At 70.5% G+C, this 26,775-nt stretch carries 18 protein-coding genes and 3 pseudogenes; 4 read left to right on the forward strand and 17 right to left on the reverse strand.

Going from position 1 to position 26,775, the window contains the following annotated elements; all coding sequences use genetic code 11:
- Positions 1–145: 145 nt before the first annotated feature.
- Complete coding sequence (locus ACFV57_RS20430) at positions 146–1,363, forward strand: aminotransferase class V-fold PLP-dependent enzyme (protein ID WP_385233917.1); 1,218 nt, start codon at positions 146–148, stop codon at positions 1,361–1,363.
- Positions 1,364–1,400: 37 nt separating this feature from the next.
- On the opposite strand, the gene ACFV57_RS20435 is transcribed toward ACFV57_RS20430, so the two are convergent.
- The 12 genes from ACFV57_RS20435 to ACFV57_RS20490 form a co-directional block, all read right to left on the reverse strand.
- Complete coding sequence (locus tag ACFV57_RS20435) at positions 1,401–2,636, reverse strand: beta-ketoacyl-[acyl-carrier-protein] synthase family protein (RefSeq protein ID WP_385233920.1); 1,236 nt, start codon at positions 2,634–2,636, stop codon at positions 1,401–1,403.
- Positions 2,636–2,875 (reverse strand): acyl carrier protein, encoded by a 240-nt coding sequence (locus tag ACFV57_RS20440; RefSeq protein WP_385233923.1) that lies wholly within the window; start codon positions 2,873–2,875, stop codon positions 2,636–2,638. The genes ACFV57_RS20435 and ACFV57_RS20440 overlap by 1 nt, the downstream gene beginning before the upstream one ends.
- A gap of 82 nt (positions 2,876–2,957) precedes the next feature.
- Positions 2,958–4,580 carry a class I adenylate-forming enzyme family protein gene (locus tag ACFV57_RS20445; protein ID WP_385233926.1) on the reverse strand — a complete coding sequence of 541 codons (1,623 nt, stop codon included), beginning with the start codon at positions 4,578–4,580 and terminating at the stop codon, positions 2,958–2,960.
- A 139-nt stretch (positions 4,581–4,719) separates the two neighbouring features.
- Positions 4,720–6,036, reverse strand: coding sequence for a PLP-dependent aminotransferase family protein (locus ACFV57_RS20450; protein WP_385233929.1), 1,317 nt, complete (start codon positions 6,034–6,036; stop codon positions 4,720–4,722).
- 53 nt (positions 6,037–6,089) lie between these two features.
- A complete protein-coding gene (locus tag ACFV57_RS20455; RefSeq protein WP_385233932.1) occupies positions 6,090–7,463 on the reverse strand; it encodes a dihydrolipoamide acetyltransferase family protein in 1,374 nt (457 codons plus the stop codon).
- The gene (locus tag ACFV57_RS20460) at positions 7,463–8,488 is read right to left on the reverse strand and encodes an alpha-ketoacid dehydrogenase subunit beta (RefSeq protein ID WP_385233935.1); all 1,026 of its coding nucleotides are present in this window, start codon (positions 8,486–8,488) and stop codon (positions 7,463–7,465) included. Before ACFV57_RS20460 ends, ACFV57_RS20455 begins: the two co-directional genes overlap by 1 nt.
- Positions 8,485–9,657, reverse strand: a complete 1,173-nt coding sequence (locus ACFV57_RS20465) for a thiamine pyrophosphate-dependent dehydrogenase E1 component subunit alpha (RefSeq protein ID WP_385233938.1) — start codon at positions 9,655–9,657, stop codon at positions 8,485–8,487. Before ACFV57_RS20465 ends, ACFV57_RS20460 begins: the two co-directional genes overlap by 4 nt.
- Positions 9,658–9,855: 198 nt before the next feature.
- Positions 9,856–11,136: an enoyl-CoA hydratase/isomerase family protein gene (locus ACFV57_RS20470; protein ID WP_385233941.1), complete on the reverse strand. Its 1,281-nt coding sequence runs from the start codon at positions 11,134–11,136 to the stop codon at positions 9,856–9,858.
- Positions 11,137–11,466: 330 nt separating this feature from the next.
- Positions 11,467–12,783: a (3,5-dihydroxyphenyl)acetyl-CoA 1,2-dioxygenase DpgC gene (dpgC, locus tag ACFV57_RS20475; protein ID WP_385233945.1), complete on the reverse strand. Its 1,317-nt coding sequence runs from the start codon at positions 12,781–12,783 to the stop codon at positions 11,467–11,469.
- Entirely contained in the window at positions 12,780–13,466 is a 687-nt protein-coding gene (gene dpgB, locus ACFV57_RS20480) for an enoyl-CoA-hydratase DpgB (protein WP_385233947.1), read from the reverse strand. Before dpgB ends, dpgC begins: the two co-directional genes overlap by 4 nt.
- A 54-nt stretch (positions 13,467–13,520) precedes the next feature.
- Positions 13,521–14,660 (reverse strand): 3,5-dihydroxyphenylacetyl-CoA synthase DpgA, encoded by a 1,140-nt coding sequence (gene dpgA, locus ACFV57_RS20485; protein ID WP_385233950.1) that lies wholly within the window; start codon positions 14,658–14,660, stop codon positions 13,521–13,523.
- Between the two features lie 1,054 nt (positions 14,661–15,714).
- Positions 15,715–15,921 carry an MbtH family protein gene (locus ACFV57_RS20490; protein ID WP_385233953.1) on the reverse strand — a complete coding sequence of 69 codons (207 nt, stop codon included), beginning with the start codon at positions 15,919–15,921 and terminating at the stop codon, positions 15,715–15,717.
- A gap of 623 nt (positions 15,922–16,544) precedes the next feature.
- Here ACFV57_RS20490 and ACFV57_RS20495 point away from each other — a divergent pair.
- A complete protein-coding gene (locus tag ACFV57_RS20495) occupies positions 16,545–18,842 on the forward strand; it encodes an ATP-binding protein (protein ID WP_385233956.1) in 2,298 nt (765 codons plus the stop codon).
- Positions 18,843–19,250: 408 nt separating this feature from the next.
- On the opposite strand, the gene ACFV57_RS20500 is transcribed toward ACFV57_RS20495, so the two are convergent.
- On the reverse strand, positions 19,251–20,261 hold the full coding sequence (locus ACFV57_RS20500; RefSeq protein ID WP_385233959.1) for an aldo/keto reductase: 1,011 nt from the start codon (positions 20,259–20,261) through the stop codon (positions 19,251–19,253).
- 142 nt (positions 20,262–20,403) lie between these two features.
- Between ACFV57_RS20500 and ACFV57_RS20505 the strand changes: the two genes are divergently transcribed.
- Positions 20,404–21,300 carry a LysR substrate-binding domain-containing protein gene (locus tag ACFV57_RS20505; RefSeq protein ID WP_385234126.1) on the forward strand — a complete coding sequence of 299 codons (897 nt, stop codon included), beginning with the start codon at positions 20,404–20,406 and terminating at the stop codon, positions 21,298–21,300.
- 909 nt (positions 21,301–22,209) lie between these two features.
- Here the strand turns inward: ACFV57_RS20505 and ACFV57_RS20510 are convergent.
- The 3 genes and pseudogenes from ACFV57_RS20510 to ACFV57_RS20520 all read right to left on the reverse strand — a co-directional run.
- Positions 22,210–22,854: a DUF6461 domain-containing protein gene (locus tag ACFV57_RS20510; protein WP_385233962.1), complete on the reverse strand. Its 645-nt coding sequence runs from the start codon at positions 22,852–22,854 to the stop codon at positions 22,210–22,212.
- 84 nt (positions 22,855–22,938) lie between these two features.
- Positions 22,939–24,957 (reverse strand): hypothetical protein, encoded by a 2,019-nt coding sequence (locus tag ACFV57_RS20515; protein WP_385233965.1) that lies wholly within the window; start codon positions 24,955–24,957, stop codon positions 22,939–22,941.
- A gap of 328 nt (positions 24,958–25,285) precedes the next feature.
- Positions 25,286–25,429, reverse strand: a pseudogene (locus ACFV57_RS20520) (IS5/IS1182 family transposase); the annotation flags it as partial.
- A gap of 64 nt (positions 25,430–25,493) precedes the next feature.
- Between ACFV57_RS20520 and ACFV57_RS20525 the strand changes: the two are divergent.
- A pseudogene (locus tag ACFV57_RS20525) lies at positions 25,494–25,907 on the forward strand (transposase); the annotation flags it as partial.
- A gap of 57 nt (positions 25,908–25,964) precedes the next feature.
- Here the strand turns inward: ACFV57_RS20525 and ACFV57_RS20530 are convergent.
- Positions 25,965–26,702 (reverse strand): annotated as a pseudogene (locus ACFV57_RS20530) (4-alpha-glucanotransferase); the annotation flags it as partial.
- Positions 26,703–26,775 lie beyond the last annotated feature (73 nt).

Genomic DNA, 26,775 nt, shown 5'->3' on the forward strand with positions numbered 1-26,775 from the left:
GTGCCCGGCGAAGCACTGCTACCGAGGGCCTGACGCGAGGGCCGACGAGGCCCGGCGACCGTTCGGGCGGGGTACGGCACGGCGCTGACGTAAGGAGAACGCCGAACCCCGCGGAGCAGGACGGTTCACAGAAAGGCATCAGCACATGACGGCCATCCGGGATGAACTGTCGAAGATGGCCGCAACGGAGTTCCCGTTGACGAGGAAACGCGCCTATATGGATGCCGCCTGTATCGGTGTGGCCGCGCAGCGCACCGTGGACGCCGTCACGCATTTCACCGAACGGACGCAGTGGATTCCGGCGGATTCGGGCACGGCCCACCACGGCGAGCTGAATACGGCGCGGGACGCGGCCCGTCCGCGCGCGGCACATCTCATCGGCGCACAGCCGCAGGACATCGCACTCGTCGAGAGCGCCACCCACGGTCTGTCGATCGCCGCCCAGGCGTTACCGCTCAAGCCCGGGGACGCCGTGGCCCTCGCGGACCTCGAATACATCCAGATGGGCGTCACCTGGTCGCAGTTGGCGCGCAGCGGCATCGGCATCCGCCGGATTCCGCACACCGGGGGAGAGGTCCCGGTCGATGTCCTGCGTGCCTGTCTCGACAAGAACGTGGCGGTCCTCGCGCTGAGTTCCGTGCAATGGACCAACGGTTTCCGTGCGGACCTCGCCGCCGTGTCCGAGATGTGCCGCAGCCGTGGCATCTGGCTGGTGGTCGACGCCGCCCAGCACGTCGGTGCCCTCCCGTTCGACGTGTCCGAGGCACCCGTGGACATCCTGGTGTGCAGCGGACACAAGTGGCTCAACTCGCCCTTCGGCACCGGGTTCCTCTATCTCGCGCCCGACATCCGTGAGCGACTGCACCGCCCGATGTCCGGGTTCTTCGCGGCCGAGCCGCCCGCCGACACCTGGGGCGAGGCCTTCCTGCGTCCCGACACCAGCCCCTTCCAGGACTTCACGTACACCGGCGACGCGCGGGCCTGGGAGATCGGCGGCACCGCGAACTACCCCGGAGGCATCGCGCTGGCCTCCGCCCTCGACCTGGTGATCGACGTCGGGCCGCCGGTGATGGCCGACCACATCATCGCGCTCACCGACCGGCTGCTCGCCGGGCTGGACCGCCTGGGCCTCGTCGTGGTCACGCCCCGCCGTCGGCGCAACCGTTCCGGCATCGTCACGTTCACGCTGGGCACGAGCAAGGCGGACACCGCCCTGATGAACTGTCTGGGCGGGGCCGGTGTCGCGGTGAGCGTGCGGTACACGGCCGGGGTGGGCGGCATCAGGGTCTCCTGCCACTGGTTCAACTCGTCGTCGGACGTCGGTCTGCTCCTCGATGTGGTGGGGCACTTCATACGCCGCTGACGGGAGCGGAACACCGGTGCCGACACGCGGTGCCCGGTCAGGAAGCCGTCAGGACCAGCGCCGCGTTGTGACCGCCGAACCCCATCGAGGTACTGACGGCGACGTCGACCGGAGCGCCGCGCGCCGCGCCGCTCACCACATCGATCTCGACTTCCGGGTCGAGCCGGGTGAGGTTGGCGGTGGGCGGCACGCTGCGGTGTTCGACGGCGAGTGCGGTGTAGGCGGCCTCGATCGCGCCGCACGCACCCAGCGTATGACCGATGACTCCCTTGGTGGACGTGATGAGGGGCCGATCGCCCAGCACCCGGCGCAGCATCCGGCCCTCGGCGACATCGTTGAGCACGGTCGCCGTGCCATGGGCGTTGACGTGGTCCACGTCCGACGGCCCGAGTCCGGCGTCCGACAGGGCGACGCGCAGCGCCCGCTCGATGCCGTGGCCGCCCGGATCCGGCGCGGTGGGGTGGTGGGCGTCCGAGGCGCTGCCGTATCCGCGGAGCACGGCGTGGGCCCTGGCGCCCCGGGCCCTGGCGTCCGCGGTCCGTTCGAGGACCAGCACGCCCGCGCCCTCGGCGGCCACGAAGCCGTCCCTGCCCGCGTCGAAGGGGCGGCAGGCCCGGCCGGGTTCGTCCGTACGCCCGGACAGCGCGCCCATCTTGCCGAGCGCGGCGACGACAAACGGTGTCAGCGCGGACTCGGTGCCGCCGGCCACGACCACGTCGCAGACGCCCGAGCGCAGGAGTTCGCGTGCCGTGCCCAGCGCGGTGCTCCCCGCGGCGCACGCGGCGGCACTGACCTCGCCGGGGCCCTTCGCCCCGATGTCGATCGCCACCTGACCGGCGACCATGTTCACCATGAACATAGGGATCGTGAGCGGGGAGACCTTGCGTGGCCCCCGCTCCAGCAGTGTGGTGTGCTGGCGTTCCAGGGACTGCATCCCGCCGAGTGAGTTGCCGAGCACGACCCCCACACGGGTGCCGTCCCACCGCGCCGGGTCCCAGCCCGCGTCCGCCAGGGCCTGGCGCGCGGCGACGATCGCCAACTGCGCGAACCGGTCGAGTCCCCACGCGGAGAAGCCCCCGAGGAGGGCTTCGGCGTCGAAACCCGGTACCCGGCAGGTGACGCCGATCGGCAGGCCGCGCAGTGTCTCGTCCGCCGCCGCACACGAGCGGCCCGATGTGACGCGGTCCCAGTTCTCCTCGACCCCGATGCCGGCCGGCGTCACCAGGCCGAGCCCGGTGACCGCCGCGCCGAACGGCGTCTTCCCTCCGGACATCAGAGCGTGGCCTCCCGTGCCTCGACGAGCGCGGCGGCCTCGTGCAGGGTCATCGAGGCGGTCAGCTCGCCCTCGTCGATCAGGACCCCGAACTCGTCCTCCAGGGCGAGCCCCAGCTCGACCAGGGTCAGGGAGTCGAATCTGAGCGCCCCGAACACGGATTCCGGGCGGATCGCCGCCCGCTCGACCTTGAACCTGGTGGACAGCACCGCGGCCATCCGCTCTTCAGTGGCATTCACACCGTCGCTCCTTACGTGTGAGGCGCGCTGCCCATGGGCCGGCTCCGACCGCGCCCCGTACCTGTCCCGGGCCCATGGCGGATCAGTCCCACGCGTGGGACCTGAGCAGGTCCCGGTTCCGGAGGATCTTCCCGCTCCTGTTGCGGGGCAGGGCGGCCGACGTGAAGATGACCTTCGGAACCTTGAACGGGCTCAGGTTCCGCCGACACCAGCGGATCAGTTCGTCGGACGGCGGAAGCCCCGCGCCTCCCACATACGCCTCGATCGCGCCGCTGTGGACGACGACCGCCTCCTGGATCGCCGGATGCTCCCGCAGCACCCCTTCGATCTCGGCGAGATCGACCTTCATGCCCCCCACCGTGGTGACGGAGTCCAGGCGCCCGAGAATCGCGAGCGCTCCCGTCGACTCGTCCAGCGCGCACCGGTCGTAGGTCCGCAGCCAGCCGTCCGAGTAACGGCCGGCGCCGCCGTACAGGTACGGCGAGCGGTCGAGCCGTACGTAGAGTTCCGACTCCACGGATTTGAGTTCCACCGTGTCGCCGGCCGGGCGGCCGACCCACGGCGCACGGCTCCTGGACCCGGTCAGGTCGCCGGTCACCATGCCCGTCTCCGTCATCCCGTAGATCTGCCCGACAGGCACGCCGTATCTCTCCAGAAAGCGGTCGTAGGCGGCCTCCGGGAGCGGTTCGCCGGCCGACATGGCGACCCGCAGCGACCGCAAGGGGCGGCCGGAGGCACGCGACAACAGGTCGAAGTGGAAGGGGATTCCGAAGACGGCGTGCACATCGGCCTCCCGGCCGGTCTCCAGTACCGCGCCGATGCGGGTGCTGACCGGGAACACGAGTTCCGCGCCCGAGCTGAGCGCGTGCAGGAACCCTCCGACGAGCCCCACGGTGTGCACGAGCGAGTTCAGCAGGAGGATGCGTTCCCCCCGGCCGGGCATTCCGTCCAGGGAGGCGTAGCGTACGAGTTCGTCCCGCAGCGACCGGCCGGTGCGTCCGATGACCTTGGGCACACCGGTGGACCCGGAAGTGAACTGCACCAGGCAGATGTCCTCGTCCGCGGGACGGCCGCCGGGCCGGGTGGAGAGTTCGAGCGGGCTCTCCTCCACGAGCCCCCTGCCGCCGTCCTCCGGGCCCGCCGCGGCAACCACGAACTGCGGCTCGCACAGCGCGAAGAGACGCTCCCGCTCGCCGGGCGGGGTGCGGGCGTCGATCAGGATCACCTGCGCGCCGACGGACCACAGGCCGACCAGGGCCTGCATCAAGGTGAACCCGGGCGGCACGTACACGGCGACGGATGCCCCCGGACCGATGCCCGCACCGCGGAACCGGCCCGCCAGCTCCCGCGCACCGGAACGTAGTCCGCCGCGGGTGAGACGCCCACGAATCCGGGCCAGTGGGGCGCCCTCGGACTCCCGGCCCAGAAGGTCTTCGCCCCACCACGCTCGTGCGGCCATGGGCGCCTCCACGTCGGCCGGGAAGTTCTCGGCCAGATGGAGGTGGATGTCCCTGACCGAGGCGAATCCCTGAAGAACGGCCCGCTCCGGTTCGAGTTCGATGCCGTGGCGCTCCTCCAGGAGGTGCTGGAGCACGGCGAACGAGAAGGAGTCCATGGCGAGAGGGGTTTCGTAACCGACCTCTCCGGACGCCTGCATGGACAGGGCTTCCGTCACGATCCTCTGAAGGTCGCTCTTCCTGATCACCGTAAGGATTCCTCTCGCCACACCATGGACGGGTGCCTGTGGGGACCGTGAGACATCGGTCGTGTACTGCTCGCTGCCGTATGCGTCGGCTGTCGCGGGGCTCCGCTTGCTCGTCACGGGCCGGTGGCGGCCCCCGGGCTCAGGTCCCCGGTCCGGCCCGGACGCCCTCGCGCCGTGTCTGCTCCGCGACCAGGTCCGCCAGCCGGTCGAGACCCGTGCTGATCTCCGTGGGTGTCAAAAGGCTGCACGAAAGCCGTAGTTGGTGGTCGCCCGCGCCGGGCTCCGCGTAGAAGTGCCCCATCGGCGTCCACAGAACGCGATGCACGCGCGCGGAGCGTTCGAGTGTCTCGTCGACGGCGCGGAACGGTACGGAGAGCACGACGAAGAACCCTCCGGTCGGTACGTTCCAGCGGACGCCTTGGCCCCGGCCGGCCGGGAAGCGCTTTTGCAGGCCGTCGCAGACGAGGTCCAAGTTGCGCCGGTACGAAGCCCGTACCCCCGCGTTGGCCTCGAAGAGGCTGAAGTCGTGCTCCAGAAGCTGTCCCGCGACGAGCGCCTGGCTGATCGGCGAGGTGTTGACCGTCACCATACTTTTGATCTTCGCCAGTTCGTCGGCCAGGTACCCGGTGACCCGCCCCCGTACGGTCACCCGCTGGTCGGCCACGGCGAAGCCGACCCGAACGCCGGGCGACGCCGTTTTCGCGAACGATCCGAGGTAGATGACGCCGGCCCCCTCGTCGAGCGCCTTGAGCGTGGGCAGCCGGTCGCCGTGCCCCGTGAAGTGGCCGTAGGGATTGTCCTCCAGGAGCAGCAGGTTCTCCCGCGCCGCCACCTCGATGAGCCGGAGGCGGGTCGGGATGTCCAGGGATGTTCCGGTGGGGTTGGAGAAATCCGGTACCAGGTACAGGCAGCGGGGCCGCAGCCCTTCGCGGTGCGTCGCGCGCAGTCGCTCCCGCAGGTCGTCGATGTCGATCCCGTGCTCTCCCGACGCCACCGGCACCACCGGCATCCCGACCAGCCTCGCGGCGCCGGTGAATCCCGCGTAGGTCGGTGACACCGCGAGCGCCACGTCCCGCCCGTCCCGGCGCAGCGCGCGCAGGACCAGCAGCATCGCCTCCTGGGCGCCGACAGTGACGACGATGGACTCGGGGTCGGCCACGATGCCCTCGTCGACCGCCAAGTGGCGGGCGACCAGGTCGCGCACGATGCCCTTGGTCCGCCCGTACTGGAACAGGGCGCGGACGATCTGCCGGTCGTCGCAGTGCCGATCCGATGCCAGGAACGCGCAGTACCGCCGCACATAGCGGTCGAGATCACCGACGTGGAAGAAGTCCTCCGAAGGGCGTCCCGCGGCGAAGGAGACCGCGTCCGGGTAGCGGTCGGCCACCTCGTTCAGGAAGGTGACCGAGTCCATCAACGGGTCACCCACCACCGCGCTCAGGTCCGACAATTCCATGCCGCCCACTCTGCGGCCGATCGGCGGGGTGCGACTATCGGCGATGTCCACCGTTACATCAGTGTCGCCGGCTGCTCGACGCAATCGGCCACGTGGCGCAGGAAGCCACCCGCGACACCGCCGTCACAGACGCGGTGGTCGAACGTCAGGGACAGCTGGACGACCTGGCGTACGGCCAGTTCGCCGTGGTGCACCCAGGGCCTGGGCATGATCCGGCCGACGCCGAGCATGGCGGCCTCGGGATGGTTGATGATCGGGGTGGCACCGTCGACGCCGAAGACACCGTAGTTGTTGAGTGTGAAGGTGCCGCCGGCCATCTCGGCGGGCGCCAGCGCCCCCTGCACGGCCCGGTCGGTGAGGCGCGCCAACTCCTGCGCAAGCGATGCGGCGGAGCGGGTGTGCGCGTCGCGCACGACCGGCACGACCAGGCCCCTGTCGGTCTGCGCGGCGAAACCGAGGTGCACGGCGGGCAGCCGCACGACCTCCCGGGCTGCCGAATCCACCGTGGCGTTCAGCTCGGGAAACCGGCCGAGCGCCGCCGTGCAGAGGCGGGCGAGCAGCGCGAGCAGGGAGATCTTCGAGCCGCCCGCCGCGTTCCGCACGGCGCGGGCCGCCATCAACTCCGTCGCGTCCGCGTCCACCCAGCAGGTCGCCTCGGGAATCTCCCGTCGGCTGCGGGTCATCTTCTCCGCGACCGCACCCCGCACACCCTTGAGCGGCACCCGCGCGCCCACCGCCGCAGCAGCGGCGGGGGAGGCCGGCCCCCTTGAGGCGGACTGCGGGCTCCGGGCCTCCGCCCTTCCCTGCCCGATCGCCCACTCCACGTCCGCCCGCAGGATCAGCCCCTGACGCCCCGACCCCGCCAGCTGCCGCAGATCGAGACCGTGCTGCCTGGCCAGCCGCCGCACCAGCGGCGACACCACTGGCACCGGCCCGGCCGCAACGGCCGCACTCCGAGCGCCCGTGCTCGCCACTGGACCACTGTCCACGGGCGCGCCCTCCAGCGGGGAGCCGTGGGCCCGCAGGCCGTCGGGCGCCACCCGTCGGCGGCGCGCGGAAGGTGCCGCCGTGCCGTAACCGACCAGCACATTTCCCGACGTGTCACCCTCGCCCGGCCCGCCGTCGGCAGGGCCGGACGAGGTCTTTGCCCGTGGCACCGCGCCGGGCACCGGCTCCGTGCCACCGCCGACGGCGACCGTCATCAGCCGGGCCCCGACCGGAAGTTCACTGCCCTCCTCGCCGAAGCGCGCCGTCACCACCCCGTCATACGGACAGGGCACCTCCACCCGCGCCTTCGACGTCTCCACCTCCACCACCGGCTGATCCACCACGACGACATCGCCGACCCCCACCAGCCAGCTCACGATCTCCGCCTCGGTCAGCCCTTGGCCGAGATCGGGCAGCCGGAACTCAAGCACCTGCGCCATCAGCTCCCGGCCTCCCACTGGAGCCGCGCGACCGCGTCCAGCACCCGGTCCGCCCCGGGAAGGTGATGGCGCTCCAGCATCGGCGGCGGATAAGGGATGTCGAATCCGGCCACCCGCAACACCGGCGCCTCCAGATGATGGAAGCACCGCTCACTCACCCGCGCCGCGATCTCTCCTCCAGGACCACCAAAACCCGCCGCCTCATGCACCACCACCGCACGCCCCGTGCGCCGCACCGACCGCACCACCGTCTCGTCGTCGAAGGGCACCAGCGACCTGAGGTCCACCACCTCCAGATCCCAGCCCTCGGCGCACCCCGCCCGCGCCGCCTCCAGACACACCGGCACACTCGGCCCGTACGTGATCAGCGTGGCGCTGGAACCAGCACGCCGCACCACGGCCCTGCCGATCGGCCCCACGGCCGCCGGCGCCCCCGGCGACCACCGCGCCTTCGACCAGTAGAGCCGTTTCGGCTCCAGGAACACCACCGGGTCGTCCGAGGCGATGGCCGCCCGCAGCAGCCCGTAGGCGTCCTCCACGGTCGCCGGTGTGACGACGTGCAGACCCGGCGTGGCCATGTAGTAGGCCTCCGACGAGTCGCTGTGGTGCTCGACCCCGCCGATGCCGCCGCCGTAGGGGATGCGTACGGTCAGTGGCATCCGCATCGCGCCGCCCGTACGGTTGCGCATCTTGGCCACATGGCTCACCAACTGCTCGAACGACGGGTAGGCGAAGGCATCGAACTGCATCTCCACCACCGGCCGCAGCCCGTACATGGCCATGCCGACCGCTGTGCCGAGGATGCCGGCCTCCGCGAGCGGGGTGTCCGTGCACCGGTCGTCGCCGAACTCCTCCGCCAGGCCGTCCGTGATGCGGAAGACGCCGCCGAGCGTGCCGACGTCCTCCCCCAACACGTGGACCGAGGGGTCCTCGGCCATCGCGTCGCGCAAGGCGCGCCGCAACGCCTGAGCCATCGTGGCCGGCTTCTGCGCACCCGCGGCCGGCCGCCCCGCGACCGTGGTCATCGGGCGTCCCCCCGCCCCGGCGCCCCGGCCGCATCCGCCGCCGCGTCCAGTTCCGCCCGCAGGCCCCGCGCCTGCTCCTCCAACTGGCCCGTACGGTGCGCGTACACCTGCCCGAACAAGTCCATCGGGTCGAGCACCGGATCCGCGTTCATCCGCTCCCGCAGGCGCGCGGCCATCTCCTCCGCCTCCCGGGCCACCCGAGCCGCCGTCCCGTCGTCCAGCAGGCCCCGGCACCGCAGCGCACCCTCCAGCAGCACCAACGGGTCGTACGCGAGCCAAGCGGCCACCTCGTCGTCCTCGCGGTACCGCGTCGCGTCGTCCGCGTTCGTATGGGCCTCCACCCGGTACGTGACGGCCTCGACGAGCGTCGGGCCCCCACCGCCGCGCGCCCGCTCCACCGCCTCGGTGAGGACCGTGTGGACGGCCGCCACGTCGTTGCCGTCGACCAGCCGGCCCGGCATCCCGTACCCGACGGCCTTGTGCGCCAGCGTCGGAGCCGCGCTCTGCTTCGCCAGCGGCACGGAGATCGCGAAGCCGTTGTTCTGGACGAGGAAGACCACGGGCGCCCGCCACACGGCCGCGAAATTCATGGCCTCGTGGAAATCGCCTTCGCTGGTTCCGCCGTCGCCGACGAGGGCGAGCGCCACCACGTCATCGCCCATGAGGCGGGCAGCGTGCGCGAGCCCCACGGCATGGGGCAGCTGCGTCGCGAGCGGAGTGGACAACGGTGCGACACGGTGCCGGTACGGGTCGTACCCCGTGTGCCGGTCGCCGCGCAGCAACGTCAGGGCCTCCACCGGGTCCACGCCACGGGCGACCACGGCCAGCGCGTCGCGGTAGCTGGGGAACAGCCAGTCGCGCTCGGCGAGGACGGCCGCCGCTGCCACCTGGCACGCCTCCTGACCGGTGCTCGACGGGTACACCGCGAGTCTGCCCTGCCGCGTCAGCGCCGTGGCCTGCGTGTTGAACCTGCGCCCCCGTACCAGCCCGCCGTGGAGGCGCAGCAACAGGGCGGGATCGGCCGCGGCCTCGGCCGGAGTGCCGATCACACGTACCGGCCGTTCGTCGGGGAGCAGAGCCGCCGCGGCGGGACACTCCCGTCGGTAGGGCGGTACGGGCCGATCGGCCGGGGCGGGCCCGCCCCGCGACGTGGTCCTGCTGTTCTTCACGCGTGTGCCTCCTCCTTGCGGTGGCCGGACTCCGCGTCGTGGGAGCCGGCGGGACCCGGGGGCCGTGCGGGGCGAAGCGGGCCGTGCCGGGCCGGGCGCCGCACACCGCCACCGAACGGGCGGCACCGAACCGGAGAGGGGGACCGAGCGGTCCGTGGGAGTCAGGAGCCGGCGTCGAGCCGCACCCCGGCGGGTGTCTCAGGTACCGTCCGGGTGCCGGCGCGACCGGTTGATCCATGTCCGTTCCAGATTGGCGATGAGGTCGGGGCTGTACATGCGCACGGCCTGCTCGATCGCGTATACGGCCATGTACTGGCGGAAGACGTCCAACGGCTCCTCACCGATCGCCAGCATCCGCTTGTTCGCCGCGACCGCCGGATTGTCCAGGTGCGCCGCCCCCCGCTCCACCGCCGCGTCCAGCTCCCGCGCCGGCACGACCTGGTCGCACAGCGACGACGCCTGCGGATCCTGGGCCCGCAGCCGCCGTCCCCAGAAGATCATCTGCCTGCTCGCCCGACTGCCCATCGCATGGACCAGCCGCAGATTCGCGGCCCCGGGCACCAGCCCCTCGTCCATCGCGGGCAGGCTGAACCACGCGTCCTCGGCGGACACCACCCGGTCCAGCGCCAGCAGAATCTGCGTGCCGCCACCGATCGCGAACGAATCCACCGCCCCCACCCACGGCTTGACCACGCCGCGCGGCAGCCCTTCGGGGCCGTCCTCCCCGTGGTGCAACCCGTGGACGAACTTGGCCAGGTAGCCGACTTCGCGCCGCAGCATGAAGCCCACGAGGGAGATCCTTCCCTGGAACAGGTGGGTCAGGTTGATGCCCGCGCTGAACACCCGCCGGCCCCGGTGGGCAGGGTGCGACATCACGCCTCCCCGCAGGACGCCCACCCGGCTGTCCTCGTCCAGCAGCACGAGGTCCGTCGCCGTCTCCAGAGCGTCGACCAGGGCGTCGTCCTCCGCGTTCAGGTACGCGTCGTTGCACACCTCCACCTGAGCGATCCCGTCCCTCCGGGACACCGAGACGACCTCCAGATCCGCACGGCCGGTGGCACGGAACCCGGGCAGCGCCGCGAGTGACCGCCGTGTCGGCCGCAGCATCGAACGCAACAGGTGCGGCCCCGCGACAGCCGAGCCGAACAGCGCCTGGAAGAGCAGGCCCTGGTCGATCTCCCACCCCTCCTTGTCCCATTGCGGCAACCGCGCCTCCGCCGTCAGGCGCTCGGGACCCGGCACGAGCCCCGGACAGTGCTCGGCGGCCAGAACGGCGACCTCCTCCACGCGCAACGACCGGGTGAGCCCCTCGGTCAGTTCCGCGTAGAGCCGCTCGGCATGGAGGCCCAGGAATCTCCGGCGCAGCAGACGGGCGCGCTCGTGCAGGCCCTCGCCGTGCAGCCGCTGGTCCTGCGACCGCTTCGCCTTCGGCGGCAGCGCGTCCACCGCCCGCACAAGCTCCGTGAGGGAACGGGACACCCGCTGTCGATCCGTGCCGAATTCACCACTCGGCGTGGGAAGGTCATGGCGGTTGGCGATACAGCCGTCCTTCTGGGCAGAACGCTCCGCCCCGCGGGGGGCCGGGGCATCGGCGCCCCCTCCGGCCGAGAGCCGGGTTGTGGACGGCTTGACTGCCGGTGACACCCGCACCGACGTGGCGTCCGGATCCGAAAGTTCCATACGGCCCACTCTCTGTCCGGTCGTGCACCCCGGACCATCCGCGATGACCGCCGTTACGTGCGCGCGAACTCCGGGGCCGGGGGCCGGGCACGGCTCGGGGGCCCGGCGCCGCCCGGCGTGCCGAACCGGTCACCGGTGCAGTTTGGCGAGGACGTCGGGGCTGTAGGCCCGTAGCGCCTGTCGCAGTGCGAACTCGGCCAGGTAGGCACGGAGTTCCTCCGCGGGTTCATCCGCCAGGTTCAGCATGGCCCGGTTGGCCACCACGGCCGGCTCGGCCAGCCGGGCCACCGACTCGGCCACCGCGGCGTCGAGTGCGTCCGGGGCTACGACCTCGTCGAAGACCAGGCTCGCCCCCGGTTCGCCCGCCTCGATCCGGCGGCCCCACAGGACGACCCGGCGTGCCTGACGAGCGCCGAGGAAACGGGTCAGCCGCAGGTTGGCCACGCCCGGCACGATGCCCTCCTGAGCGGCGGGGAGGCTGAAGTAGGCGTCGCCCGCCGCCAGCACCCGGTCGCAGGCCAGCAGGATCTGGGCCCCGCCGCCGATGGCGAACCCGTCCACCACGCCGAGCCAGGGCTTCTGCACCTCCGTGCCCGGCCAGGGCGCGTCCGGCCGCAGCAGGCCGCGCATCAGCTTGCTGATGAAGCCCAGCTCCCGACCGAGGAGGAAGTCCACGAAGGAGATGTTGCCCGCGCGCAGCTCCTTGAGGTTGATGCCGGCGCTGAAGACCCGTCGGCCGGCGTACCGGGGATGGGTCATGAAGCCGCCCCTGAGTACGCCGACGCGCACCTGAGGATCGAGCAGGACGAGGTCGACCAGGGTCTCCAGGTCGGTGACGTACTGGTTGTCCTCCGCATTGAGGCAGTGCCCGTTGGTGATGGTCACGAAGCCCGCACCGCGACGGCGTTCGAGCCGCGCCGCCTTGAGGACCGCCTCGCCGGTGTCCCGGAAACCCGGCAGCAGCTCCAGCGCACGCGGGGTCGGGCGCAGCATCGACTCCATGAGGTGGGTGCCCGGGCCGGGAGCGCGCAACAGGGCGCGGAAGAGGATTCCCTGATCGATCTCCCACCCTTCCTTCCCGGCCTGGGTGCGCCCCGCCTCGTCGGCCAGCTGCCGCGCGGACGGCGCGAGGCCGGGGAAGTCCCGGCCGGCCGCGTGGGCCAGTTCCGCCAGGCGGAGGTGCGCCGTCCGGCCGGCGGTCAGCGTGTCGTACACCCGCCCGGCGTGCAGGTTCAGGAAGTCGGTCCGCATCTGACGGGCCGCGTCGTGGGTGCGCTGCGCCCGGGTGGTGTCCGCCGGGCTCCTTCGCGGACGTGGGGGCAGCGCAGCCAGCTGTTCGGTCGCGTTCCGCAGGCGGGCGGTCGCGAGTTCACGGTCGGTGTCGTACACACCGGTGAAGGGCGGGGCCGGGAACTGTCCGCCTCCGGCGGTCATGGACGAGGTCACTTGCTGTCTTTCGTCGGGCCGGTGCGGCGCAGGGCCCGGTCACAGGCTGCCAGGTGGGTTCCCAGTGCCTCCTCGAAGGAGACCGTTCCGGCATCGAGCAGGAGCCGTCGGCGCAGGGCCGTCTCCGTACCGGTGGAGGCGGCGGCCCGCTTCAGGACAGCGGCCAGCGCGGCGCCGGCGTCCTGGGCCACCTCGTCGAGCACTCCGGCGACGCGCAGGGCCGGGACATCGATCTCGCCCGGAAACAGGACGAGCCGACGGGCCGTCGCCAGGCCCACCTGCTGCACCAGGCGGTACAGGACGGTCCCCGGCCACATGCCGTCGGTCCGCGTACCCGCGTCCAGCGCCATACCGGGTCCCGCGATGCGGTGATCGGTGGCCAGGAGGACCTCCAGGCAGGCCTGGTTGCACCGGCCCGCGCCGAGCCCGACGGTCAGTGCGTCGATCCGTTCCAATCTCCTCAGCGCGTTCTCCCACTTGCCGACCAGGTGCATCCGCGCCGGGCCCGGCCATGCGGCGGGTTGTGCCTTCGACCCGTTCAGCCGCACCACGAGGACACGGCCGGCCCCGGCGTCCTCCACCCGGTCGCAGGCCTCGGCGATCTCCGCGACGAGGCCGGGCGTCAGGGGGCGGGACACGTCGATGTCAGCTTCCACGACCGGCTGCGAAACGGTGGCGTGCATACGGCGAACTCCTCCTGTGGGGGTAGGTACCGAGGGCTGTTGCAGGGCGCCGGTTCAGAAGCGGACCAGTGCCGTCTCGATGCTCGAACCGGGGCCCATCGTCATGAACACGCCGTGATCACCGGGCCGGGTCACGCCCTCGCGCATCAGACGGTCGTACGAGAAGAGGAAGGACCCGCTGGACACGTTGCCGAAATCCCGCAGGACGCCGGTCGTGTGGCGCAGGTCGTGACGGGACAGGCCGAGATTGACCTGCACGGAGTCGATGACCTTCTTGCCTCCCGAGTGCACCGCCCAGTGCGCGAGGTCGCTGCGCCGCAGACCGGTGCCGGTGAGAAGCCGGTCGATCGCGGCCTCGGCGTTCGCCCCGACGACGTAGGGCACGTCCCGGTCGAGGAAGAAGCTGAACTTCCCCGCCGTATCGTCCCAGTCGTAGCGCATGGCCGGACACGCCTCGGGGATGAGGTGGCTGGTGAACCTGAGGAGCTCGGGGCCCTGCCGGGGCCCCGTGGCGTTCGCCGGGCCCGTGGTGAGCGCGACGGCCGCCGCGCCGTCGCCGAAGAGGCTGTTGACGACGGACGTGCGCATCGTGCCGTCGAAGACGTAGGCGGCGGAGCAGACCTCCACGCACACCATGACGGCCGTGCGGCCGGGGTTCGCGGTACTCCAGCCGGCGACGGCGTTCAACGCGTTGAGGCCGGCGTTGCAGCCCATGCCCACGACATCGAGCCTGCTGGTGTCGATGGCGAGACCGAGGTGCGTCATCAGCAGGGCACTGAGCCCCGGCGTCAGCAGGCCCGTGCTCGACACGCAGCACAGGTAGTCGATGTCGTCCAGCGACAGCCCCGCGGCTGTCAGGCAGCAGCGCAGCGCGTCGGCGGCCATGACGATCCCCTGGGAGGCGTGTTTGCGCAGCAGTTCGCCCTGGGTCTCGATGTGGGGGCGCCCCAGCTGGTCACGGGGTGGGAGAGTGAGGCAGCGGCGGTCGATCGCGCTGTTGGCGAACACCGAACGGACACGTTCATCGGTGATCCCGAAGAAGTCGAGGACTTCCTCCTGCGTGTAGGAACGGGCGGGGACGGCGGTGCCCACTCCGAGAAGCGTCGGTCCGGCACGGCGGAGCGGCGGGGCGCCGCCCGGCCGGAGGGCGCGGTCGCTCCCCGTTTCGGCGGTCGCGGCAAGCAGCGTGTTCATGGGCTGATCAACCTCCAGGCGGGGCCGGCGGACGAGCCTCGTGGACGTGGGACCACGGGGTCGTCCGACCGGTCTCCGGGGACTCGGCGCACGTCGTCAGAGTGCACCGAGTGATCCACGTGCGTCATCGGCGGAGTCCGCACCGTTACGTAACCCGCTTTTCCCGCCCGCTCCTACGGGCCGGGCGGCGAGGTGTGCCCGCGAGCACGGACCGGACCGCTCGCGGATGTGCCGGGTGCGCGTCCCGGCCGTCCGGAGGGAGGGACACCGCCGTTCGGCGATCTCCCGGCTCGTCATCCCCCGTGCGACGAGATCGCCTACCTGCCGTTCCCTCGAACTTCCCTCTTGCCGATCCTCGTTCGGGGCTGCGGCGCCCCCGTCCGGCGCGCGGTCGACGGCTTGACGGGCCGGCATCGAGCGGTCGGCCCGGAGCGCGGAGGCCACCCGGGGCCCTGAGCGGGGTCTCTGGCTCTCGGCAGACTGCCGTTCCTCGACCAGCCGGGCCGCGCCCGGGCCCGGGCCCGCCACGGCGATGGCCTGGACAGGGCTCGTTTCTTCCTGCGTCGCCGGTGCGCCTGCTGTCGGCAGGCATGGGAGCAGCAGCGGGACGGACGCGACGAGAGAGTCCGCACCGCCGGACCGGCGAGCCGGATTCCGCAGGATTCGCACAGCGACTCGGGCGGCACGAGATGGTCTCCTGATCTCTGTCTGCTCGGGATGTGTGGCGGAACCACCCCTAGTTCGGGGGCTGTTGAAGATCATCCGGTTGCGGGAGGCGGGGCGTGACCTCCGGCCGTAGCGGATGCTCTGCGCGATCACCATGTGCCGGGAGGCGCTGCGGAACTGCGGCCTGTCCCGAAGGTGGTCGGGGTTCGCCGTCCCTCCGGGGGACGTTGCGCCTCGCAGGACCGGGCCGGCGCAGAACGGGCCGTCGGGGCATGTGCCTTGAGGGTCCCAGGGGGCATGGGAGGGGAGGGGCGCGACGGTCCTTGTTCGGCGCATCGCCCGTGACCGGCGTCCGCTCACGGGGCGATCATGTGACGGACGCCGGAACTCAGCCGTTCATCGCCTCGACCAGGCTTTTGGGCCGCATGTCCGTCCAGTTCTCCTCGATGTACGCCAGGGCGCCGGAACGGCCGGCCCGGGCGTTGCCCACGCGCCAGCCGTCGGGCACGCCGAAAGCGGCAGGCCAGAGGGAGTGCTGTCCCTCGTCGTTGACCAGTACCAGGAACTCGCCGTCCGGATCGTCGAAGGGGTTCATGCCTCCCGAAGGTTCCAGACATCGAACACTTCGGGTATCGGCGATGACCGCAGTTACGCGGGTTCGCCCCGCCGGGGCCCGTGCGACCGGCCCGTGACGTACGTGTCGGCACCCTCCTTCGCCGTCGGTGGATTCACCTCGGCCGGGCATTCCTCGACGGAGTCCACCCGTCGAAGGCAAAATAAACCGGACGCGGGGGGTGCATTTTTTCTCGTATCATTTCTGGACTCCGAACGGCAGAGGCCGGTGGAATCGCTCAAACGCAGAGCCGGCCCCGCGCCCGTACAGAAGCCCCGGGGTATGCAGCTGCTCAGCTTCGCCGCTGCCGGGGGTGTTGTCATAATATGAGGAAAAACGAAGCTCTTGAAAACCCAGACAGTGGTCCCTACAGTCAAAACGGCTGACTGCTCCTCGCTGCCCATGAGATCCCCATGGTCACCGCGCGAGACTTCCTCCTTGGTCTCATGGAGTTTTTCATGGTTGATCCTAATCCGGTGCTGCATTCCTGTAATTCATGCGATTCCCTCCTGAGGAAAAGAGTCGAAACCCAAACCTCATCTGCTCGATACTGCTCGAATGCTTGTCGGCAGCGCGCCTATCGGCGACGCATAAAGAGCGAAATCTTGGCAACAGAAACGTCCGGCGATCTGCTGACCCCGCTGAGCAGCTTCGTCGGCCGTGTGGACGAGATGGTGGAGGCCGGCAGACTGCTTCGGGGCACCCGGCTGCTCACGCTGACGGGAACGGCAGGCGTGGGAAAGACGAGACTGGCGCTCGAAGTGGCCAGGAAGGAACAGCGGGGCAGACGCCAGACGATCATGGTGGTCGAACTCGGGGGGTGCGCCGGCCAGGAGTCCGTGGCCGGACGGGTCTCCGCGGCGCTGGACGGGCATCTCGACACCGGTCTCCTGTCGGCGCAGGCCAGGGGGGTGGGTGCCAAGCTGTCCGGCGGCCTTTTGGTCATCGACAACTGTGAGCACGTGATCGGCGAGTGCGGACTTCTCGTGGGCCGGCTGCTCGCCCGGTACCCCGGGCTTCAGGTCCTCGCCACCAGCCGCGAGGCGCTGCGGATACCGGGCGAGACCCTGTATCTGGTGAACGGTCTGTCGCTGCCCGGCCCGGACGGCAGGTCATCGGCCACCGAATACCTGCGATCGGACGCGGTCCGGCTGTTCGCCGACCGGGCGCGCGCCGTGGTGTCGGACTTCGAACTCTCGCCGGAGAACGCCGCGGACACCCGGGCCGTCTGTGAACGGCTGGGCGGCCTCCCGCTCCTGATCGAACTCGCCGCACAACTGCTCCGGACACTCTCGGTGGCAGAGCTGCGCGAACGCCTGGACGACCCGCTTTCGCCGCTGGTCGGCGGGTGGCGGACGGCGTCCGCCCGGCACCGGAGCTGGCAGGCGGCGCTCACCTGGAGCTACGACCTGCTCAAGCCCATGGAGCAACTGCTGTTCCGGCGGCTCTCGGTCTTCCCGGGCGGCTTCGGAGTGGACGCCGCGGTCGCCGTGGTCACGGACGAAGTCCCTGCGTCGTCGGTGCCCGAGCTGTTGACGGCGCTCGAATCCAAGTCCGTCATCCAGGCCCCCGTCAGGCGGGGGCACAAAGAGGCGGGGGTCGGCAGGTTCCTCATGCTGGAGCCCGTCCGAGGTTACGCCCACCAGAAACTCCTCGATCTGCGTGAGGAGGCACCGGCGTACGAGGGGCTCACCCGGTGGCTGGCGAATCTGGTCAGTCCGCTGTGGCGAACAGGGATCGCCCCCCTTGACACGTTGCGCACGGCAGGGGTCGAGCTCGCCAACCTGCGGCACGCCCTCGAAAGGCAGGCCGGCGACGATGACGAACGCCGACTGCTGCTGGCGGGCGGGCTGGTCACCCTGGACACGACCCCGGGGGCCGGTACCTGCACGGCACGCCTCGTCCGCAGCGCCTTACGCGCCGCGAACCCCGAGTCGCGCTACAGGGCGATCGCTCTTGAGGGAGCGGCGATGCTGGCCGCTCGGCGCGGCGCACACATCGAGGCGCTACGCACCATCCAGGAGGCGGTCGACCGGGAACGCGCGACCGCACCGAGCCCCCTGCTGTGCCGCCTTCTGCTCCGGCTCAGCCTCTTGAAGGAACAATCCGGTGACCGCTGCGGAGCCCTCGAAGTCCTCACGGCGAGCTTGCGCATCAGCGAACACCTGGCAGACGAATCGACCTTCGCGGTATGCGTGGGCCACCTCGCCAGGCACGAGCTGACCTGCGGCGATCCCGCCTCGGCGGCCCAGCTGATGGACCGGGCGCTGCCCGCCGTGCGAGCCCTCCCGCCGGAATGGCAGTGCGACATCATGAACGTGGCGGGGGCGCTCGCCGTCGAGCGGGACGACCTCTCGGCGGCGGAGGGGCACTTCGCCGAACCGCTGCGCTCGGCGATGGAGGGCCCCGGCCATGTGGCCGGGCTGATCGAAGGGCTGGCCGTCGTGGCCGTCCGGCGCCTGCAGTTCGACCGTGGACTCCACCTGATCTCGGCTGCTGAGAAGATGGGGGAGTCGGCCACGTGCGGGCTGCGGTCCCATCCTTGGTGGCGGCAACGGGTCGAGGCCGCCAAGGCCGCGGGAATGAACGGCCTGGCCACCCGGGCGGACCGCGAGCTGGCCCTGGGCCGTTCGCTCCGCTCGGACGGTGTGGTGGCGTACGCGCTGGGCGACGGGCAGCCGTTCGCCCCGGCTCAGGACGAGGCCCACCGAGGCCCGTTGAGCCCACGCCAGTGGACCGTTGCCGTCCTGCTGATAAAAGGCCTGACGAACCGCCAGATCGCCTCAAGGATTCACGTGTCGGTGCGCACGGTGGAAACACACGTCCGCAACATTCGCGGCACTCTCGGCCTGCGCTCGCGTTCCCACATCGCCGCGTGGGCGGCCCAGACCCAGCAGGAATAGGTCGTGAATCGCGCGCCCGGCCCCCGCTCACAGCTGTACCGGCGCCGCCGGCCTTGCACAGGACGAAGGCCGGCACGCCGCGCTCGCGCCGGCGGGCGGCCTGCCCGCCGTTCACGGCTCCCGTGCGGCTCGGCATGGGTTCACGATCCGGCTGTCGCCCGGGACGCGCCATGTGTGCCCCGGTTTCGGCGAGGGCGGGGTGACACCGCGGCCCGGACCTGCGTGAGGCGTGTCCGGGCCGTGCGGTTCGCGGTGTCCTGGACGCCGGAGGTCAAGCGGCCAGGGTCTGGTGCAGGGCGTCGAAGCCGTCGATGAGGTCCCACACCTTCTGTGGGGAGGCGGGCAGGACGCGGCTGACGGACGTGGAAGCCATGATTGTTTCTCCTGAGGATGGTGCTGGGGGGCGGGTCAGGCGTTGTCGGGGAGCGGGGCGGCGGGGCTGACCAGTCCGGTGGCCCGCAGGTCGGTCCAGAACGCGGCCGGGATGTTCTCGGCCGCCGCGGCGGTGTCCTCGGCGATGCGGCTGGGGCGGGTGGCGCCGGGGATGACGGCGGCGGCCACCGGGTGGGCCAGGGAGAACTGCAGGGCGGCGGCCTTGATGCTCACGCCGTGCTTGTCGCTGAGGGCCTTGAGCTTCCCGACGCGCTCGATGATCTCCGGCGGTGCCTGCTGGTACTCGAAGTGGGTGCCACCGGCGAGGATGCCGGAGCTGTAGGGGCCGCCGACGACCATGTCGACGCCCTGCTCCTGGGCCATGGGCAGCAGGCGCCCGAGAGCGTGGGCGTGGTCCAGCAGGGTGTAGCGGCCGGCCAGCAGGAATCCGTCGGGGCGGGGTTCGTCGAGGGCGAGGGTCAGCTCGATGGGCTCGGTCTTGTTGACGCCCAGGCCCCAGGCCTTGATGACGCCCTCGTCGCGCAGCCGGGACAGGACGCGGAACGCGCCGGTGCGGGCCTCCTCGAACTTGCTCAGCCACACATCGCCGTGGAAGTCCTGGGCGATGTCGTGGACCCAGACGATGTCGAGCCGGTCGGTGCCCAGGCGCTTGAGGCTGTCCTCGATGGAGCGCTCGGTTGCCTCGGCGGTCCACTCGTGGACGATCTTGTTGGGGTTGCCGTGCTCGAACAGGCCACCCTTCTCGCCGAAGTCCGGGGTGGCGGTCTCGTGCTCGTCGAGGATGACCCGCCCGACCTTGGTGGACAGGACGTAGGAGTCGCGGGGCTTGGTGGAGAGCACCTCGCCCAGCCGCGACTCGGCCAGGCCCGCGCCGTAGAAGGGGGCGGTGTCGTAGTAGCGGATGCCGTGGTCCCAGGCGGCCTCGACGGTGGCGTGGACCTCGTCGTCGGGGATCGCGCGGAACATGTTGCCGAGCGGGGCGGTACCGAAGCCGAGCTGCCCGGGGAGAAGGGACCTGATGCCCATGGGGAAGATCCTTGTCGAGATGGCGATACGCGGCATTGAGGAGGATTCTCCTGGTCCGCGTCTCTTGCTCCACCGAGGTTAGGATCGTGTGGTCAGACTGTCCAAGACTTGCTTGGACACACTTGAGCCCTCCGAGTCTTACATGCTCGACCTGCGGAAACTCCGCTATTTCGTGACCGTGGCCGAAGAGGAGCACGTCGGGCGGGCCGCCGAACGCCTGCACATCTCGCAGTCCCCGCTCAGCCGGCAGATCGCCCAGCTGGAGAAGAACCTGGGGCTGACGCTCTTCGAGCGCAGCCAGCAGCGCATCCGGCTCACCTGCGACGGCCGCGTCTTCCTCGCCGAGGCAACGGCCCTGCTGCGGCACGCGGGCCGCCTGGAAAACCTGGGCCGACGCCTCGGCCGCGGCGACGAGGGCGGCCTGTGCATCGGATACGTGGGCGACGCCATGCACACCGGCCTGCTGCCGCGGGCCCTGCGCACCCTGAACGAGGAGCGCCCCGGCATCCATGTCGCCCTCTACGACCTCACCGCCCTCCAGCAGTTCGAGGGCCTGCGCCAGCGCAGCCTGGACATCGCCCTGGTCCCCCAGGCCCCACCCGAGTCGGATCCGGACCTGCGCAGCACACTGCTGCTGACGATGCCCAGCGGCCATCCGCTCGCCGACGCGGCCGAGATCCGGCCCGCGGACCTCGACGGCCAGCCGTGGATCGCCGTCCAGGACACCCAGGACCACGTCTGGCGGGACGACTTCGTCGCGGCGTGCGCCGCCGCCGAATTCACCCCCGACATCCGCTTCGAGGCGCCGGAACCCCTCACCGCGCTGGGCCTCGTGGCGTCCGGACTCGGCAACGCCTTCGTGCAGAAGAGCATGCTGCACGGCGACCTATCGGGCGTGGCCGTCCGTGAACTGCCCTGGTTCCAGAGGTCTGTTCCCCTGTGGGCCGCATGGCACCAAACCGATCTGCGCCCGGTCGTCGCCTCGTTCCGTACGACGGTCCTGGCCGCCGGAGCCGAGGACACCGGAACCCACGACTGAGCCGGGAGATATGACGAGACGTCAGGCCCATGCCGAAGCCCACCATGCCGAGCCCTGCCTACGGGGCCCCGGCTACCCGGCAGTCCGAGATCGTGCAGAAGCGTGCGCCGCCTCCGCCCTGTCGTCAAAGGAACGAATAACGACAGACGCGGCGGGCGTCCAAATCCCGGGGGCCTCCACCCGGGCGGAGCGGGCCACCGGCGTCGAGAACCCCTGGCCGGAAGCCGGTATGCGTGGCGTGCCGCAGGTGGGCGGCGACCAGCGCTTCGTGCGTCTGCCTGCGCCTGGCCCAGCTCGCCACCGGCGGCCCCCGGGTCACCTGCACCCCAGCCTCGGCTCCACGCCCAGCATCGCCTCCAAGGCTCTGACCCGCCTCGGCCCCAGTCTGCAGCCGGCCGGGCCGTGACCCGGCTTCGAAGGCCCCACCGGCCAGATCGCCGACCGCCTGGAGACCGACCCCGACCGTACCGACTACGGCCGACGCGGCCGCGCCTTGGCCACCTGGACCGCGCCCAGCCGAGCATGGCCTTATGACGGTGGGCTCGCGTATTGCGGTTGGCGTATTCCTCGTTGCGGTCAGTTGTGAAGTCACCGTGTGTGGTCGCCAGGGGCGTATCGGCGGTGGCGACGCGCAGGGGGTAGCCCTGGCCGAGCCGTACGGTCACCCCTTGGTCGAGCACGCCCCGCTCGGTGGGCTCCTGTTTCGGGGCCGGCCACTACCGCGCTATCCCGGACTGCGCGACGACAGCCGCTGTGTGAGCACGTCTGCGAGCGGAGGTCCTCTCCCAGGCGGGATCCCGTCGGTGTCCAGCTGCGGCATACGGGTGGTGATCAGGCCGGGGCACGTCCGCGGTGGGGTGGGTGATCGGACCGCGCCAGGTCCATCCCTCCGGACAGGCCCGTTCAGGCTTACCAAGATGAGGGGGGCGAGGTGCGGGTGACGACGGAAGGAAGTTGCCCGCTCTCTAGCACCTGCCGCGACAGGGCCAGCCCGAAATGCTCACCAATGGCCTGCAGGGCCCTGCGCTTGGCTTCGTGAGGCGATAGTTCCTCGTCGTCGCCGAGCAGGTCGTCGAGGGAGTCTTCCGGCGCGATGGCCCCGACCGCTTCCAGGGCTGGGCGCAGCAGGTCGGGCTGGGCGCCGCTGGGGTAGTAGCCGGCGCCCAGCTCGAAGTGCAGCTGCAGCTCCCCATCGGCGAGGTAGCGGAAGAAGGAAGGGGGGTCGTCCGGCCGCGGGTCGAAGATCAGGACCTCGGCACCGTCTCGGGAGACTGCTGGGTCGAGAGCCCACCCTTCGCTGCCTCCGGACTCCACGATGAACGACCAGTCGCCGCTTTGGCCGAGACGGCCGACGCAGTAGATCTGTGCAAGGTCGACCAGGGCGGATGCTTCCCGGCCGGTGAGGGCAGCACCGATCTCGACAGGTTCATGGTCGGACATGCGTTCGGCGAGCTGCTGGGGGCTGAGGCCGCGGGCGCAGGTGATGTAGAGGTCGCGGGCGTTCAGGGTGGTGCCATGCCAGGCGTCGGCGATCCAGGCAAGGTCCTCGGGCACTGCTGGTTTCCTCTGTTCGTGACGTAGAGCTGGTGGGGCACAGCGTAGAACGTGTGCTGTGCCCCACCAGCGGTCAGTAATCGGTCAGGGCTTGGGGATCGTGCAGGCGACGGTCGCCTTTGCTGCGTTGCAGTGCGTGAACTGCGGGAAGTCCACCCAGTACGGGTCCTTGTCCAGCAGCCGGTACTTGCCTGAGAAGCCCGAGCTGAAGGCCCCGCCCATCGAGGTGGAGTTGATCCAGCCCGACATGGCCGAGCGACCGCATGCTTCCTTCCAGGTCGGAGCGGCTTCACGGATGTCGTCGTACAGGTGCCATTCGCCTTGCTTGACGCGGGTGGCGTAGGTCTGCGCGCAGTCGTTGCCGGTGTCGACCTCGTTCATGCCGCCGATGCCGGAGGGCATGCCGCCGGAGTTGTAGCTGGAGGCATAGGCGAACTCGTCGCAGGACGCCTTGTCGCCGGTGATGATCTCGGGGACGGCGGTGGCGTCAGGGTTGCCGTAGGTGGCTGCCCAGCCGTCGGGGCAGATCACCTTGCGGTTGTCGTCAGGGTTGCGGCCGGGGGCGTTCTTGTCCTTGGCGGGCAGGAAGAACATCGGCTTGTTGGCGGCCTTGCTGCCGGGGTGGTGGGGCAGCTTGGACTGGATCAGCCACGCGTGTGCAACGGCCGGCGGGGTCTTGGCGAAGTTCATCACCCACGTGGGGATGTACTTGTAGAAGGCGCAGCCCGGCGTGGTGGAGGCAATCGTTTCGCAGCGGATCTGCGCGCCGGCGGCCTGCCAGCGGGTTGCGGACGGGTTTGCCACCGGCGAGTAGGCCGTGATCTTCGTGGACAGGTCAAGCAGGTCGGCGCTGTCTGCCGGAGTCCAGGTGTGATGGAGCTTTCCGATCGCGTTGTGTGAGACCGGGTCCGCACCGGTCCACTCCAAAGCGCCGTCCCAAGCCTGCGGGCCGTTCGAGCAGTCGGTGAGGCAGTCGAACTGCACGTCGAGCGTGACCGAGACGAATTTCGGGTCGACTTCCACCGGGACGAGGATGAGTTGCTGCGTGAACGTCCCGGAGTTTCCAGAAAGCTTTATCTCCTGGCCGACGGCCCAGGAGGCGTTCAGGATCTCCCCGGTGGGCTTGCCGTCCTTCACAACGATGCCTTTGTACTCGTACGTGAAGCCCGCGATGCATGCCTCGTACCGTTTGATGTGCGAGCTGTACTTTTCGCACCAGTCGACCAGGTGAGGCAAACCCGAACTCGCCCGCCTGGCGAGCGACTGGCGTGCGCTCTTGCTGACGCCGGGTACGATCCGTGAGCACGGCTGGATCTCGGTCTTCGGGTTGATGTCGCCGCAGTCCCAGTCTGATTGGGGGCTGAGGCCGGTGGGCGGTTGTGCCGGGGGCACCGATGTCATGGTCGGCTGAGGGATCTTCTGGGGCTCTTGGAAGCCGTCCTGATCGACGACCGGAGCATTCTTGTTCGGCTCGGGCAGCTTGATATCCACCGCCCGGCCGCGGGTGTGGAACTTCGCCCAGGACGACCACTGGGTCTCGTACAGGGAACCGTCGTAGGCGCTGGTGCGGAAGGCGTAGGTGGTGTTCGGCTTCAGGTCCCCGTACCTGATGGTGACGTTCGCCGTTCCGCCGGACGCCACGAAGTCGGACACCACCACGCCGTAGGCGGCGGGTTTGCCGGTGTCGGGGTTGGTGAGCTGGACCTGGGTTTTCGGGTTGCCGCTGGCGTCCGTGGTGTAGACCTGGAAGGACAGGTTGGCCGCGTCGCCATCCGCGTCGGTCACGGTGTTGCGCAGGGTGACGTTAGTGCGGTTGGCCTGCCAGACGCCGGCAGAGTCCTTGGTGAACGTGGGGCCGGCCTGGAGGTTCTTGCCCGACACCGGCCGGCTGCCTCCTCCGGCAGCGGCAAGCGCGTTGGCTTCCGGTCCCGCAGCGGGAGTTGCCGATGGCGGCGCGGTGATTCCCGGATTCGGATCTGTCGTAGTCGAGGTGGCGAAAGCGTTCGTTGTTGCGGCGAATGGGGCGATGGCCAGGAGCGCCGCGCCGATGGCGGCGCGAGATATGAAACGGTGGCCAGTCATCCACTGTCTGGTTCTGGGCACGGAGACTCGCATCCTTCTCGTAGGATCCTTCAAACCTTTGTGCGAATCGCGTCCAAGTCGAGGATCTTACGGTGGGGATGGGCCGGGCCACAGCGGCAGCGGCATGTGTTGACCGAAGGTCGTCCAGTGCTTGGCCGGTTACCACTGGAACTGAAGTGGCTCGAACAGACCAGAGCGCAGGAATCTGGCAGCCAAAACATGTACGTGAATGGTGGACACCTCGCAACCGTCCCCGGCAGGACCGGGTAGAAGGCATCTCTTATGGTGATGAAGGCACACTCGCCCTGACTGTGTGTTTCGTCTTGGGGTGGTGTCTGGTCCCGGTGGGTTAGTTTTCGCGCCAGTTGGGTGCGGTTTCGCCGGTGAGGCGGAGGGGCATGAGGTCGATCATCGCAAGCTGGATCGCGGCTTCGCTGCGGTGCGGAAGGGTTTCGTAGTCGCGGCCGAGTCGGCGATGGTGCATGAGCCAGCCGTGCCTGAGGTACGGGAGTTCGTGAGGGGGCCGTGGGGATGAGTGGGCTGGCGGGCGGGAGGCGCTGGCGGAGCTGTCGCGCTTCCGGACGGCTTTCTACGGGTGCCTGTCCGCGCGGGGGATGCGTTCTTCGAGCTGACCGGCGCGCTGCTGTGTGCGGACGGCCCGGCCCGGACGCCGGTGGAGCTGTTGCTGCGGGCCGAGCGCCGGCGCGGCTACGGCTCACTGTGCGGCGCCCTCAACCATGGTCGGCTCGATACCGAGGCCCTGCGTGACCTGCTGGCTGCCGATGCCGCTCTTCGAGGGACGGATCGTGCTCGCCGTGGGCGGCTCTGATTGGCTGCGGTCGGACGCGGCCTGCTCGCCGGAGAGGCTGTTCTGCCACGTCCACGGCCGCCCCCGTGGGGACGCGCAGATCATCCCGGGCTGGCCGTACTCGTTCGTCGCCGCGCTCACCTCGGACCGGACATCGTGGAGCGTAGCCGGCGGCGGCGAGCCCGTCGGGGCGCCATGGCGGCTGGCTCCAGTCCTGGCCATGCGGGTTGAAGTCGTCCGGCGGCGCGCCGACGCTCATGCCGGCGGCCAGGCAGTCCTGCAGGGCCCAGCTGTCGGCGCCCTCCGGGGCGACGCCGACCGCCAGGTCGTGGATGAGGTCGCTCTCCATGCCGGCGTCCGTGGCCGCGGCCTGGGCGGCGGCCAGTTGCCCGTCGGTGACCCACGCCAGCCAGCGGTGGTAATCAACCTCGGCGGCCAGCTCCCGGCGGGCGCGGGCCACGGCCGGGGAGCGCGGGTCGCGCAGTGCGGCAGGCCAGGACCGCCACGCCCTGCCGTGCACACCGGCCAGCGCGCACCAGGTGGCGAAGTCGGTCAGGTCCTGGCCCTCGCGCGTGACGAAATGGGCGAAGGCGGCGGCGCGCCCGGGCGAGAGGGGCACCTGATGGACTGCCCGCAGGGCCTCGTGCTTGAGAGAGCGCATCCTCTCCCGGCCGATGAGCGGGTCACCGCGCAGCATGCCCTCGTTGAGAATCCCGGCCTGGGCGGCACACCGCTCGGCGGTACGTCGCCTCTCGCCCCTGAGATACGCGTACTCGGGGATCGCCTCCACGCGGAGATGCATGGGGTCGGGGAATCGACGGGAACTGGGCCGGTACGGCGACGGGTCCGGCAGCGGACCCGGTTCGACGGCGTGCAGCGGACCGAGCTGCACGAAGTCCGCCCCGAGTGCGCGTCCCGACCAGGACGCCGGCTCCGCCAGGTCACCGAGGTCGCCCATGCCCCAGGAACGGCGCGAGAGCACCGAATACAGCTGGACGAGGAGTCCCAGCGTTTCTTCCCGGTGTGTTCAC

This window comes from Streptomyces sp. NPDC059788 (assembly GCF_042732265.1).
Lineage (GTDB): Bacteria > Actinomycetota > Actinomycetes > Streptomycetales > Streptomycetaceae > Streptomyces.